13 protein-coding genes are annotated in these 14,390 nt (G+C 49.0%); 1 reads left to right on the top strand and 12 read right to left on the bottom strand.

What is annotated here, in order from left to right:
- From ABD846_RS02855 to ABD846_RS02825, 7 genes are all read right to left on the bottom strand, one after another.
- On the bottom strand, positions 1-1,996 hold a 1,996-nt coding region (locus tag ABD846_RS02855; protein ID WP_344822467.1), incomplete at its 3' end, for a CUB domain-containing protein.
- Positions 1,997-2,194: 198 nt separating this feature from the next.
- Positions 2,195-2,920 carry a LytR/AlgR family response regulator transcription factor gene (locus tag ABD846_RS02850; protein WP_344822465.1) on the bottom strand — a complete coding sequence of 242 codons (726 nt, stop codon included), beginning with the start codon at positions 2,918-2,920 and terminating at the stop codon, positions 2,195-2,197.
- Between the two features lie 113 nt (positions 2,921-3,033).
- Positions 3,034-4,065 carry a sensor histidine kinase gene (locus ABD846_RS02845; RefSeq protein ID WP_344822463.1) on the bottom strand — a complete coding sequence of 344 codons (1,032 nt, stop codon included), beginning with the start codon at positions 4,063-4,065 and terminating at the stop codon, positions 3,034-3,036.
- A 3-nt stretch (positions 4,066-4,068) separates the two neighbouring features.
- Positions 4,069-5,508 carry a c-type cytochrome domain-containing protein gene (locus tag ABD846_RS02840; protein WP_344822461.1) on the bottom strand — a complete coding sequence of 480 codons (1,440 nt, stop codon included), beginning with the start codon at positions 5,506-5,508 and terminating at the stop codon, positions 4,069-4,071.
- Positions 5,509-5,560: 52 nt separating this feature from the next.
- Entirely contained in the window at positions 5,561-7,393 is a 1,833-nt protein-coding gene (locus ABD846_RS02835) for a tetratricopeptide repeat protein (RefSeq protein ID WP_344822459.1), read from the bottom strand.
- Positions 7,394-7,425: 32 nt separating this feature from the next.
- On the bottom strand, positions 7,426-8,217 hold the full coding sequence (locus tag ABD846_RS02830) for an OmpA family protein (RefSeq protein WP_344822456.1): 792 nt from the start codon (positions 8,215-8,217) through the stop codon (positions 7,426-7,428).
- A 124-nt stretch (positions 8,218-8,341) separates the two neighbouring features.
- Positions 8,342-9,256, bottom strand: a complete 915-nt coding sequence (locus ABD846_RS02825) for a proline and serine-rich protein 1 family protein (protein WP_344822454.1) — start codon at positions 9,254-9,256, stop codon at positions 8,342-8,344.
- Between the two features lie 94 nt (positions 9,257-9,350).
- On the opposite strand from ABD846_RS02825, the gene ABD846_RS02820 reads away from it, so the two are divergent.
- The gene (locus ABD846_RS02820; RefSeq protein ID WP_344822452.1) at positions 9,351-9,941 is read left to right on the top strand and encodes a DUF1801 domain-containing protein; all 591 of its coding nucleotides are present in this window, start codon (positions 9,351-9,353) and stop codon (positions 9,939-9,941) included.
- 99 nt (positions 9,942-10,040) lie between these two features.
- On the opposite strand, the gene ABD846_RS02815 is transcribed toward ABD846_RS02820, so the two are convergent.
- From ABD846_RS02815 to ABD846_RS02795, 5 genes are all read right to left on the bottom strand, one after another.
- On the bottom strand, positions 10,041-11,855 hold the full coding sequence (locus tag ABD846_RS02815; RefSeq protein ID WP_344822450.1) for an FG-GAP-like repeat-containing protein: 1,815 nt from the start codon (positions 11,853-11,855) through the stop codon (positions 10,041-10,043).
- A gap of 465 nt (positions 11,856-12,320) precedes the next feature.
- Positions 12,321-13,136, bottom strand: a complete 816-nt coding sequence (locus tag ABD846_RS02810) for a hypothetical protein (RefSeq protein WP_344822448.1) — start codon at positions 13,134-13,136, stop codon at positions 12,321-12,323.
- Between the two features lie 19 nt (positions 13,137-13,155).
- Positions 13,156-13,653 (bottom strand): heavy-metal-associated domain-containing protein, encoded by a 498-nt coding sequence (locus tag ABD846_RS02805; RefSeq protein ID WP_344822446.1) that lies wholly within the window; start codon positions 13,651-13,653, stop codon positions 13,156-13,158.
- Positions 13,654-13,720: 67 nt separating this feature from the next.
- On the bottom strand, positions 13,721-14,131 hold the full coding sequence (locus ABD846_RS02800) for an HYC_CC_PP family protein (RefSeq protein ID WP_344822444.1): 411 nt from the start codon (positions 14,129-14,131) through the stop codon (positions 13,721-13,723).
- Between the two features lie 2 nt (positions 14,132-14,133).
- Positions 14,134-14,346, bottom strand: coding sequence for a heavy-metal-associated domain-containing protein (locus ABD846_RS02795; protein WP_344822441.1), 213 nt, complete (start codon positions 14,344-14,346; stop codon positions 14,134-14,136).
- Between the last annotated feature and the right edge of the window lie 44 nt (positions 14,347-14,390).

Here is a 14,390-nt window from a genome sequence, read left to right as displayed (position 1 = left end):
AGGTTGCATAAGAAGAAGGATAATAGCCACTGTTACTGTACCAGTAAGAAACATTATATGCCTTACCTGCGGTCAGTGCCAGACCAGGAGTGAACCAGTAATGTGCAGAACCTAAAGCATAACCCAGGTAGTAACCCGCATGCAGGTATTTGGAGCCACCTGTAGTGTGGTTTCTGATACCCGGTGCATAGGTTGGATCATAAGGAGAACCCGCCAGGTTGAAATAATAAGGAGAACTGCCCCAGTAAGTGCTACCCGCACATGGAACGTTTGTGCCCACCGTTCCTTTCTCGAATGTCTCCATATAAGGAGGCGTGATCGGTGCGGTGGATACATTCACCGTATCGGAATAAGTAGTCAGACCGCTTGCCGCACAGGTAACTTTTGCACGGAAATAATAGTTGCCCGAAGTGTTGATCGTGTAGGTGTATGGAACCGTCGTTGCTCCGGATTTTGTTCCGAACGCTGTTGGCGTTCCGTAAGCGGTATCCCATGCATAGGTCAGACCGGAGAACGGAGGAGTGCTGGTCAGAGACAACACAGTGCTTGCCGGAACAGAACACGCAACATAAGGAGTGGCTGAAGCCTTACCGCCGCTTCCGAAAGTGGAAGCAGTGGCAGTGCTACACGCAGGCAGTTCGATCAGGTTAAAGTCATCGAACATACCACCGCCGTAATAAGCGTAAGAAAGGTTATCTGCTTTAGCCGCCAGGAAGTAAATGCCGGTTGTAGTAACGGAGAAGTCGCCCACACTCTGCTCGTACGAATTGTTGGCTTTTACGATATCAGGCTTGATCGCAGTCAGCCCTGTCGGTGTCTGCGAGTTACCATAATACATACCGAAGCGAACACCGGTGGAAGAATAATAAGAAGAAATATACCCGGCTACGCGGTACCAGTAAGAGAAACGGTACGTTTTACCGGCCTCCAAGTACAGGCCCGGTGTGAACCAGTAACCTGACTGCCCGGAATAAGAGCCTGTATAATAAACGTTATAACCTGCAACAAGGAAGTTGGCTCCGCCCGGAGTATGGTTGGAACCGGCATAAGGATCGTAAGTGGAGCTGATCACTTTCCAGTAATCGGCATAGCCTCCGGAATAATAAGCATAATAGGTGGTCACCCCGGTGCTGAACAAAGGATAAGCTGCCGCACAGGTAGGATTGTTACCTGCAGTTACGCCTTCAAACGTCTCGGTGTAAGGGGGCAGCAGCGGACTCGAAACAGTCACCGCCACGGTAGTGGAGGTTGCAGTACCACCAGTAGGGGTACACGTAACATTACAACGGTAATAAAGCGTTCGTCCGACAGGGGGGGCGTACGTCCAGCTTGCGGAAGTGGCACCGGTATAAGCAACGAAGGTACCGGCAGCACCGGTACTGGAAGTATCCCATTGATAGGTAAGTCCTGTTCCGCCGGAGGCACCGCTCAGCGATAAAGTTGTAGACTGACCCGCGCACAATGTGGTTGCTGACGCAACCGCAGTACCGGCCGTGATGGTACCGGAACAAGGCAGTGGAATATAACAGCTCAGGGTTGCAGCCCAGCCTGCGTAAGTAACCGATGCATCAGAAGTGAACTTAAACGTAAGACTTCCGTCTGCCGCGGTGGAGGTGAAAGAAGGCGGCAGCGAAGAGCCGGTATACGTTCCGAGCAATGGAGCGGCGGTACTGTTACCATTGTAGATGTACAGGTAATCCCAACCGCTCTCGATATTAAAGCTCGAGAAAGTAACGATCACCTTACCGCCCGCGGTGGACGGATAGATCGTGCGTGTGGAATTCTCACTGCTGCTGTAGCTCCCAGTGGAGCCGCCGCTGTCATAGAAATTGTCCGAACAGGTCGTGGAAGAACCTGTGCTCATCAGGATCTGGGCGCCAGAGGTATTGGCAAACAGTAAACCCAGCATCAGCAACAAAAATCCTGACAGGCGCCGGAAGAAAGATCCGGGAGGTGCCGTCAAGCTTGCCGCGTTTTTGGTAAAGGTCTTTTGCATAAAAATTGTGGTTTGGATGAACAAAACTTCAGCGCATGCTTTTCTGAAATGCGGATGAAGTCACCTACAAATTTTATCGAATACTTAATACCAAATTCATATTTGCGATTACTAAACACATTTCTGCGACGAACATCCAAATACAAAAAAACCGCACTTTTCAGTGCAGTTTTAAGGTAGTTGATCGTATATTAATTATCAGGCATTTAGACTATCAAGGCGTCCAAACACCTCTTTTACTTCCTGGCGGTACACTCTTCCGATACTCAGCTCGGTATTATCTATAATGATCTTTCCATTGCGCAGCCGCTCGCATTTATCCAGCCGCACAATGTAAGAACGGTGTATGCGTACGAACTGCGACTCCGGAAGCCGGGACATGATTTCTTTCATAGTCAGACGCACGATCACCGGAGCGCTGTTCTCCAGTTTGATCTTGATATAATCTTCCAGCCCTTCAATATATAATATCTCATTCACCGGGACTTTGACGAGGCTGTAATCGGCACGCAGATACAGTATGGGCGATCCCGTGTTACCACGCTGATGCAGGAACTGGTAATGCTGCTTTATCTTTTCTTCCGTCTGACGGAATCTGGTAATAGAAAAAGGTTTCAACAGAAAGTCGACTACATTGAGCTCAAAACCTTCGACCGCATAATTGCTGTAGGCAGTGGTGAACACCACCATGACCTCAGGCGGAAGCTTCTTACACAGCTCGGTGCCTAATATTTCAGGCATCTGGATATCCAGGAAAACCACATCAACGGGAAATGCATTCACGTACCGGAGCATCTCCGATGCGGATGTAAAGGTCTTCTGCAACTGAATAAGACCGGATTTGTCACAATACGTCTCAAGCAGTTGTAATCCTGGCGGTTCATCATCCAGCGCAATGGCTGTAATTTTTGGAAGGGTGTTCATGGCAGTACTTTAAAGTGGTTATAGGATTCAACAGCAAATTAAAAAATCTGCGGCGCCGTAACGTAAAAATTGGGATAAACGACCATTTTATCAGGACAAACGACACATATCGTCTATTTAAATGCGATCAGCAGATGAACAACATAATTCCCGTCTGCATGTGTGATATCAAGCTTATAACTATCGCCAAAAAAATGCTTCAAGCGTTTACGTGTATTCTCCACTCCAAGCCCCATCCCAGGTACGTTTTTGTTCATACCGCGAAAATCCCTGTTTGATACCTGCAGCAGCAGCGTGTTCTGCTTCTGCGTTAATGCCACTTCAATAATGGAAGGATGATCCGGGTGAATACCGTACTTAAATGCATTTTCCACAAAAGGCACCAGCAATAGAGGGGGAATCATCAACTGCGACTGTTCGATATCCCGGTAATACCGGATATCAGCTGTTTTACCGAAACGGTTGCGTTGCAGGGTTATGAAATCATCAACATAGCCCACTTCCTGCAGCAACGATACCTTCTGCTCTTCCGATACATCAATAATGTATCGCATAATATTGGACAGACTGATGATGGACTCCCCTGCACTTTCAGTGTTCACCTGCTGCAGCGCATAAATACTGTTGAGCGTATTAAAAAGGAAATGTGGGTTGATCTGCGCACGCAGAAATTTCAGTTCTGCCTGATCGAGCTCCTGCTGTATCAGATGCCTGCGCTCCTCGATACGCGTGGTAAGCGTATATAGCAATACGCAGAAAAACAGGAAAAAAATATGGCGGATCTGAATGACCGAATGGATATTCACATCATCTTCCAGATAAAGGAAAGGGAAAAAAGAGGTGCCTGAAAGCAGTTCGGGCACAGTGCAGAATGCAAGAAAAATAGCGAATACCAGCAAACCATAAAAAATCCAGTTCCTCCGGTACAGTACTTTAGGAATCAATACTGTGTAATTCAGAAAACCAAATCCCACGCAAAGCGCGTGCAGTATGAAATCCGTCGGGAAAAAGGGATTATCCGTGAACATAATGTCGGCCGGCCTCGGAGTGGGTGCATCCACTACGGACATCGCCAGCATAATTATGCTCAGCACAACGTGACCGATATTCTTATACGTAGGATAAAAAAGCGCCTTCTTTGCCATCGTTTAATCCTTAAAGCGGATATCTGAGGAATAAGGATCCACCGCAGCCTCGTATCGTTTCGTCGTCACCGGTTGGAAAGTGTTCAGATCATACACACTGTAATAGCCGTTTCTTCCGCCACACTGTGAGGTATGGTGTGGAGCTGGCCCCGTGGAAGACACATTACGGCTCGCAATGAATATCTTACCGCTTTTATCGTCAACCGATACGCCATGTATCTGGTAAAAAGGCCCTGGAATACGCTTCACCACTTCCATGGTATTGTAGTCGATAACATATACCGAACCCTTGTATCCCGGGTATTCCGGTGTAATATCTTCCTGGCAGCTGATGATCATATACGGTTTGCTGTGACTGAGCGCTATCTCCTGGGGGAATGTACCTACGGGAATCACTTTCAGCAACGCACCTGTTTTGGTGTCCATGACCCGCACTTCATTAGAGGTCTGACAGGTAAGGAAGTATCTGGACCGGTCGGGTGTCATCATGATCTCATGCGGATTATAAGTATCGGCCTTATGATTCGGATCATTACCATCGATGCTCAGCTCCTTCACCCTGCCGGAACGTGTAAGCCGGTAGACGGTATTACCGAACTGGGCCGTAACGTAAAATGTATCGAATGCAGCATTGCACTCGATTCCGTGCGGATTCTGGAAGTCTTCATACGTCATTTCGATGCTCATCTTCTCCAGGTCGATCAGTTCGATCTTTCCTCCCTCATAGTCTGTGATCAGCAGTTCTTTACCGGACGGAGCGATATGAAAAAGATTCCAGGAACCATCACCCAGGTACATCTGATCGACCACCTGATCGGTAGTCGCATCGATTTTCTGGAGGTATCCGCCGGAGGTAAAGCTGACGTAAGCGTATTTGCCGTCGGGAGTAAACCGCACACAATGCGGCGTTTCAATAGCATTGGAAACGCCGATGCTGATATACCGCATGATGAGATTCGTCTGTGCATCCACCACGGCAATCAGATCGCAACCCTGCTGCGTGATATATACTTTCTGTCGTGTGGCCGCATCGGATGCAAACGGAACAGCACCCGTCCTGTCGGGGGCTCCGGCCGCTATCCATTTTTTTATGGTCTGGTATTCCGCTGCTGTAAGTGGCGTGCCGTTTACAGGCATAGTAGGCTGCAGTACAGGACCTTCACTGCTGTCGGTATTGATAAAATACATCAGCGAACTGTTTGCAGTATTGTAAGGGATAACTACGGAACCGGAATTCCCGCCGGCAAACATATGTTCCCAGCGATCCAGGCGCAGGCCTGCAGCGTTCTCATAACTTTTATCATTGTGACATCCGGCAGTCGCGCATTTCTGTTCCACGATCACCCGCACATCATCCGGGTATTCACCCTTATAGGAAGCGGGGGGATGGGTACAGGAACACAGGGCGATGCTCCCTAACAAAAGTATGATCAACGGTTTCATAGCCCAATAAAGTTAATACTTTTTGCATCCTGATCCGTTAAGCGCACTGTTATCAGGGCTGCGCCCCCATATCCTGCAATGTTTTACGTGCCTGCTGAACATAGCTGCTGCCGGGATAATCGATAATCAGCTGTTCATAATACCTCCGGGCATCGTCTGTTTTATTCAGGTATTTCCGGTCGATTTCGGCTATGCGGAACATCGCGTCGTCTGCGAGCACATCTTTGCCGTACCGTTCAATAATCTGTTTGAGGAAATCCTGCGCTTCGGCAAAGCGGTGGTGCCGGAGCGACAGTTGTGCGCGCAGCATTAATATATCATCGGCAAGGGAGGTTTTGGGAAATGCGGTCGTAATGCTGTCCAGCAGGCGGTTAGCTTCATCATCGCGATTCTGGAACACCAGCAGGTCGGCATAGGCAAATCGCTGCAAAGGAAGCATATTGCTGTCTGCAGGTACATTTTCCGTAATCAGTAGCGACAGCGCCATAGCATCGTTTGCAATCAATTCGGAAGTAGACGCTTTCAGCACAGACAATTGTCCCTGTGCCTGCTCAAAATCGTTCTGGTAATAAGAAAGCTTCGCATTGCGGAAGCGGGCTTCCTCTCCCAGCGCATCCTGCTTGAATGCTTTGTCTACCTGTGCATACAATAGTGCAGCTTCCCACAATTGCCCGGTGATAATGTAATAATCGCCAAGCTGCAGTTTACACTCTGCAATAAATGCCTTTCCGGCAGCAGGCATGGCTATGGCCTTTTTCAACAGTTCCGCACCGGAGGCAGGCGATCCGTTAAATTGTGCTTCCAGCCGCGCATAGTCTTTCACCAGCGGTTTGGCATAAGCTTCGGGGTGCGCTTCAAAATAGGTTTTAAATGTTGCCGAAAGCGCTTTGATCGCTTCCTGTTTCGGATCAGGATCGTTTTCTATCTGTGACAGGGACATTTGCAGCATCTGTTCCTGTGCGTATATATAAAGCGGGTTATTCGGGCCATAAGCGATCAGCGCTTCATAAGCCCTGGCGGCAACTCCGTATTGCTGGTGTGCAGCGGCATTTGCGGCAAATTCAAGCAGCAGTCTTCCCTTTTCTGAATTACGCTTCTCCAGAGCTGTCACCTGTACCAGGGCCTGATCCCAACTGTTCTGCAGGGAAAATATCCATATCAGGAGGTTGGTATACTGGTAGTTATCCGGCTGGGCATTGATCATGCGGATGATCGATTTCTGTGCAATTTTCTGTTTGTCCGGATCGGAACCGACAATCTCAAGCAGCGCGGATTCCGTAGACTCGTCCCCGCCCATATGCGGCATATTCACAGCGCCCCGCAATACCATTTCAACAGCCTTGGCGGTTTCACCCTGCTGACTGTACAGCTTGGCCAATGGTGCACTGTAAAGGCCCGGACTCTGCGTCAGCTCAATCGCGCGTTCATAGGTGCGGATTGTCCAGGCCGTATTGCCCGCATTCCGGAATGCCGAGGCGATCTGCTGTGTGAGTACATCGTCTCCGTTAATGTAAGAAAGCGCCCGTTCAAATAAGTCGAGCGCTTTCTTATCTTTCTTCTGGGCAAGATATATGTTGCCCAGCAATACCATATTCAACGGATCGTTCTGATTCCGTTTTAATGCATCCGAAGCAATCTGTTCGGCCGTTTTATAATCCTTCAGTTCGGTGAGTACCAGCAGGTATTCGCTGAATATTTCGGGGTTACCCGGCTGCGCGGTATACAACTCCTTGTACAAACCCAGTGCCCGTTGATAATCGCGACTGTCCAGGTAAGCGCGTGCATCCTCATACTTGCTCTGGGCAGATACTTCCGGAACAAAATAAAGCGTCAGGCACAGCAGCAGGCCGAAACAGATACCCGGCAAACGGAACGAGGTGGTCATAGCAGCTTATAAAACGGAAAGCTACAATATTTTTAATTGCCGGAAGCGCCTTCCACGAGCTCCATAATCTTATCGAGCTTGGGTTCCAGGATGATTTCCGTACGACGGTTGCGCGCACGGCCATCCGGAGTGGAGTTATCGGCTACAGGCAGGTACTGGCTCCGGCCGCTGGCAATAATGCGGGTCGGATTCACTCCGTAATCCTTCACGAGGATACGGGTAATCTCCGTACTGCGTGCCACGCTCAGCGCCCAGTTGTCCGGAAAACGTTTTGTAATAGGCACTGTATCCGTATGACCTTCCACATCGATATTGATGTCGGTATTTTGGTTTAGTGCTTTTGCCAGTTGCGACAAGGCATCTTTACCCTCAGGATTTACTTCCGCACTTCCGGAAGGGAACAGCAGTTTTTCCGACATACTCACATAAACTTTACCGTTTTTCGTCGTTACCGTGAGTTGCTCTGCGTTGAAGTTCACCAGTGCATCTGCAATCGTTTTGCGCAATGCAACCGTTGCTGCACGTTGCCGCTCAATGCGATCCTGCAATTCGGCCAGACGTGCTTGCTGCGCAGCAATCTGCTCGTTGCTGGAGTTGAGTTCCGCATTGGTCTTCTGCAATTTTGAATTGGTCAGTTCCTGATCCATCTGCGATTTACTAAGGGAACCATCCAGGCTCAGGATCCTGTTGGAAAATGCGGCACTGTCTGCACGCAGACGGCCTGCTTCCGCCTTCATGGCCTTGTATTTTTTCGTAGACACACAGGAGGCGAGTGTTAACAGTGACAATGCTACACCGATCGGAGTAATAAGTTTTGCTTTCATCGTATATTTCTTTTTTGAACTGCCACAAAGATAGACGTGCCTAGTAAGGAGCGTATGCAGATTACGCTAAAAAAAATGCCGCCTTTTTAACAAAAGCGGCATGAATCTATCGCGAAAGTTATTGCTACCGCAAATTTTGCACGTAATTATTGAGTTCCGACCTGGAGCTTTCAAACGTAAAAGCGTTGTTGATCTTATAATAATTATTCTTGTCCACACAGAACGGATAAGCATATTTCGCAAAATCCAGGCGTGAAGATTCAAAACTGAATACCGATATCATCGACGCAATCTGCGCTGCGCTCATACAGTTGGCGCTGACGATCTGCTTTGCGGTCGAGAGCCGCGTATCGTCAAAGCTGCTCGAGGCTACGGAGCTTCTGGCGTCATTAAAATCGTTCTGGCTCATGGCAGTCCGGCAGGGACCGGCGGCCGTATTGTTCCTCAGGTTCTGAACAGGTATCGCACCGCCTGTTCCCGCATCGTCTCTCCCGCGGTCGCGCCATTCGCGGCCATTACCCGGTGCGGTGCCCGCCGGTGAATTTGCGCCGCCAAAGCTTACATTCACCTGCGCTCCGCCTGCATTGGCAGTTGCGGTGAAGCCTGGTCCGGCAAGAAGTATATTGGGACTTCCATAACGATAAACTGCACAGTTTGACGGACGCGGCATATTCTGCTGTGCAGGAATGTTGGAATAGTAGCGCAGTACATTCCTGCCTTTATTATCCCTTTTTATACGGTAGGTTACATCCTGCATTACGCCGTCCACATCTGCAAGGCTCAGTGCACTTTTGGATATCTCACGCTGAGCTTTGTCAGCGAAAATGATCTTACAATTGTAGTAGGGATTGGGCAGCTCTTCCACACGGATATTGGTCTGCGGCACATCATTGTACCGCTCGCCATTCAGGATGAGGTAAAACGGCAATCCATCTTCAGAAAAGACCGTAAGATTTCCGGTGGGACGCCATTGCGCATAGGTGACAGACAAGGCTGAACACAGCAGCAGTAAGGTAAGCAGGCAGTAACGTTTCAACATAGATTTGGAGAATTAAGAGACAAATGTAAATTTTATATAAGAAAAGTATTCGACTCTTTGCTTTACCTCAAGTTTAAACACCAAAAAGTAATTCATGCAACAGTTTGAAAATATCGATGCCTACATCTCCGGATTCCCGGAAGAGATCAGAACACGACTCAGTCAGGTGCGCAACGCCATCAGCAGTGCCGCACCGGAGGCCTCGGAAACGATCAGTTATGGCATGCCGGCTTTCCGGCTGGAAGGACCGCTGGTATATTTTGCCGCTTATAAAAATCATATCGGCTTTTACCCCACCGCTTCGGGCATCAGGAATTTTGAAAAAGAATTACAGGCATATACTTATTCAAAGGGCGCGATACAGTTCCCGCACTCGGAACAGTTGCCGTTGGCGCTCATTCAGAAGATAACAAGGGCGCGGGTAACGGAAAACCGGCAAAAAGCTGCAGCGAAAAAAGGAGCAGCACGCAAAAAGGCTTCTTCAGAAAAAAACAAAAAAACGTTTATAGCCGGACTAAGCGCTCCGGCATCAAGGGCCTTATCGCAGGCGGGCATTCACACCCTGCAGCAGCTAAGCCACTATTCCGAATCTCAGCTGCTGGCGCTTCATGGAATAGGCCCCACCGCAATTCCCAAAATAAAAACTGCACTTTCGGCCGGCGGACTGAGACTAAGCGAGCAATAAAAACGCCGGCACCTGCGTACCGGCGGAAAAACACTCCCACGAATAAAACAATTGTACGGTGCCAACTTTCCCTGAAAGCAATATATGCGGCATTATGATTTACAGCTTTATGGCCTTGTGGCGAAGCACCCTTCCTTCTTTCCGCAGCTCATAGAAATAAGTACCGGCCTGCAGTGCGGTACCGTCCAGCCGAACGGTATGGGTACCTGCTGCTTTATTACCGTCGACCAGCGATGCTACTCTTCGACCTGCAATATCAAATACATCGAGCTTAACCCTTCCCTGTGATTCAAGCGTGTAAGTAATTTCCGTGCTTTGTACAAATGGATTTGGTGTGTTCTGATCGAGTGCATTGCTTTGTGCAGTTGTCTCTTGTATGCTTACGGGATGCGCCTCCCTGTTGTACACCCGTACGATGGAATTCAGACAGTCGGTTGTTATCCATTCCGGAACGCCATCATTATTCAGATCTCCCACTGCGGGACCATTAGCAAGTATACCGGTCCCAGGCCAGTTCTTCACGACAAAATTTGATGCAGCGATGCTTCCGGGAGTGCATTCATTCCAGATTACAACAAGATCGCCCGACATTGCTGCTGAAAGAGACGTCAGATCCACTTTCCCGTCGCCATTCATATCTGCTGCAATCGCATTACAGAAACCTCCCGTTACGGAAATTGTAGTAGGTGTAGCAAAAGACGCAGGGCTTATTATACCGGCAACGGCGGTATTGCGCAAAACAGCAACATCTGTACCGCAGGAGGATACAATCATTTCAGGCTTTCCATCCCCATCAATATCTGCACAAATTACAGACCCCGCGTCAGCAACCGTCGGAAACTTCACAGGAGCCGCGAATGAGGCAGCGCTGATGCTGCCGGGAGTGGATTTATTATGCAGGACCACGATTGAATCTTCCGCGGTCAGCGCAACAGCTATATCTTCTTTGCCGTCGCCATCCAGATCAGCGGCAGTAACCATAGAGAAGTCACTGGAAAGGATAGAACTTAAAGGTATCGTAGCGCTGGGGGTAAAAGAAATGGTGTTGCTTCCGGGAGTTGTGGTATTACGGTATATGTCCAATTGCGGGCTTGAGCTTGAGTAAGCCACCACTAAGTCTTTCATACCATCTCCGTCTATATCACTCAGCACCAGCGCACTCATATCTGTAGGCACCTTAATACTCGCTCCTGAAACAAAAGAGGATGCAGTAATAGATCCGGAAACAGCATTATTCCGCAAAACAGAAATGGTACTGTCCAGACTGAATGCGACGATATCCTGCTTTCCGTCGCCGTTTAGATCAGCAAAGGAAACATCTGCCGGATCTGCACCTGTGTTAAAATTTACCGGCTTCGAAAAAGAAGCGTTGGTTACCGGACCGGTTAATCCTTTATTATGAAGTATGCTGATGAAGTCGACTCCGCCCGCGAGATTAGCAGTTACAATTTCCAACTTTCCGTCGCCGTCCAGATCACAGGTTTTCACCCCAACCGCAAAATTCACGCTATCTATTTCCGCTACGGAAGTATACCCCTCGTAAGACGACGGCGTGGCAAGTGTGGGTGTAAAATAGGTAAACGGAAACTGTCCCGACAATCCGGAAGTTTTATTCCATACAGAGATGCGCTCATAAGAAGCGCCAAAAGGAACGATTACGTTCAGCTTACCGGGAGCAGCGGAAACAGGTGTTGTATAAACAGAACCAAACCATATCTTATTGTTCGCGGCAGTATCATTAAAGCCCGATCCGCTAATGGTAATGGTGCTGCCCGGGTATGCCCGGGCAGAGGAAATAAGAACCGGAAGAGGACGCTGTGCAAAAGAGGATTTTGCAGATAGCAAAAAAGGCAGCATAAACAAGGACGCGCATACCTTCTGAGCTGCGTTAAATACCGATGTATAATTTTTCATTGTTGTATATTTTAAGATCAACCTGCTTATTCATCAAATTCGTATCCAAGGAGGATATTTAAGCCAATACATTTGATGGGTTTTTCCAGCAATACGCAAAAAATTAAATGCACACACTACAAATGCAGTGTGCGTAACGTACAGGTACTATGCAACAAGACGATGGAACCCCACATGTAGCGGGTGCTCTGCGGGTAGGGAATCCGGTATGTGTAGCGGCATCAGGACTGCGGCTACACACAGACTATACGCTCATTGCAAAGACGCGAAAAGATGGGCGATGCCCGACACGGAGCAAATCCCTCCCGGGAGGGGCCGGGGGTGCGCCTGTGAAAACGATGAGCTCACGGCGTGTAATAAAGATTGCTTCGACGCCAGCGCGAAGGGCTATGCGCGTCTCGCAAGGGCGCAAAAAGATGCGCGATACTCAAAAAAGGGCCGGCTTTTATTGCCGGCCCTCAACTTTTATAACACATTAAACAGCAGGTGCTCTACCCGCAGCAGCCAGCCATCCGGGGCTGTCCGCAGCATATTGCTGTACAATTCCTTTTTATAGGCTATGTCCAGACGTGTCTGGCTGTTGAATATCAATTGTACCGAAGCAGTCAGATCGGCAAACGACTTCCCGGTCTGCGGATGCCACTGGCCTATTGCTTCCACCATTAAGTTCAGATTGGTCTGACGGTAACTGTTATAGTGTTTCGGCAATATCAGCCGACCCGTGGACAAGCTGTAATTAATGGCACGGTCGGCCTGAAACACAGGAAACTCATGTCCCTTAAAATTGTCCAGTGCCCGCTCATAGCTTACGGTGAGCGATATAGCCTGCTTATGCAGCAAGCCGGTTGCAATGCCCCCCAATTCATAACCTGTATTATGCCCGTTCGTTTCTATTTCCTCCTGGTGGATATCACCATTGTTGGAAGACAGGCGACCGAATACGGCCATGCGGAAATGCCGGTGCACTTCGTCTTTGCTGTAGAAGCGGTATTTGGCATAAAGCCCTGCACCTTCAGCTGAGAAATCCTTATCCCGGTTACTCAGGAATGCTTCCGTATGAATCATGAACTTTTTGTTCACCCCCCACATCAGCTCGGGTATCAGGTGATAATTTATCGTGGCGGAATTACGCTCGTCCATCAGCCAGTTGGATGCCCGCAAGCCCAGCGAATGTGCGGGCATATTGCTTGCGGGTTCGGAAAACACAAATAGTTCCTGCGCCTGTGCGCGTGGTGCTGCCAGCAGGAGCAGGCCGGCCACGCTCCATCGGTTCCATCTCATAAAAACGTCTTTTGTCTGTTTAGCGTTTTACGTGATATCCTCCTTCCGGGAAGGTAACGGATGTGGAAAGTCGTTTCATTTCGGCCTCTTCGTCGGGAGTCACAAAACCTTTATCGATGATACGGAAAGATTGTTCCCCTACCTGCGCGCCACTCCCCATCGGTACAAAATTATACCGTGCTCCCTGGGACAGGTATACCTGCGCAGCGGGAATGTCAGTCTGGCGGATGTTTGCATTCATCCAGAGCGCCGCAACGGAAAAACCGGCATCCTCCACCGCTTTGCGGATCCTGGAGGGATTGATGTCGGCACCTTCTTTAAAATGAATAGTGAATACGGAACTCTCCACGTCTGCATCGACCGATGCGATAAATTTCACTTTGGAAAGCGCTGTATAAATTGATTTGCTGCACATGCTGCAGGTAAGTCCGGCAGCTGTAAGTTTAGCGGTGGTAATTTGCGCGAATGCGCCGGATGTGCCGAAGCACAGCAGAATTGCTATGATTAACTTTTTCATTTGGGTTGATTTTTTTGAGTGAGATACATGATTGTCCGGTCGGTTACCATAAGTAAGACGACGTGTATCAGACTCTGAAATGCCCAAAAAGAATGTAGACGGGAGGGTCTTCCGGCCAGGGAGGACCGTTAACAGGAACGGCCGCCAGGTGCCTGATGCGCAATGCAGCGGCTTCAGGGTAAAAGGTGATACGCTGAGCGGGCAAAGCGACCCAATCTGACGGAGTCAGCCTCAGTTCCTCCTGTTGTACTTTCAGGTCATCACCCGACTTCTTGAGCAGTTGATGCTGCTCTTTACAACAGGAATCTTCTTCTGCTCCTGCATCGCTCACCGAAGCGCATCCGTCGCAGGGACGGGCATCGGCGGCTACAGACCAATCCACCAGTTCGCCTCCGCAATAATGCGCGCTGCAATTCACCCCTACGCTCAGGCACAGGTAGTAAACAGCGAACATTAAATGGAACAGGCGTCTGGTCATAATCAGGCAATTTGTTGAATGTCGAATCCGGATTTGCGAACAGCATCCAGTATTTCGGGAGTTACGTCTTCGTCCATATCCACACTGAGCACCTTGTCGGACCGGGCGGTATCCACCTCCCAACGCACGATGCCTTCCACCTTTTGCAGGCGGGGTGTCACTGCTTTTACACAGGAACCACAGTTGATATTGGTTTTAAATGTTGCGTGTTTCATAATTACTCCTGCAAAGATGCATACCCTGTGTCACATATCAATTG

The organism is Rurimicrobium arvi (assembly GCF_039540495.1).
GTDB lineage: Bacteria > Bacteroidota > Bacteroidia > Chitinophagales > Chitinophagaceae > Rurimicrobium > Rurimicrobium arvi.
This window is presented reverse-complemented; position numbering and strand designations above follow the sequence as displayed.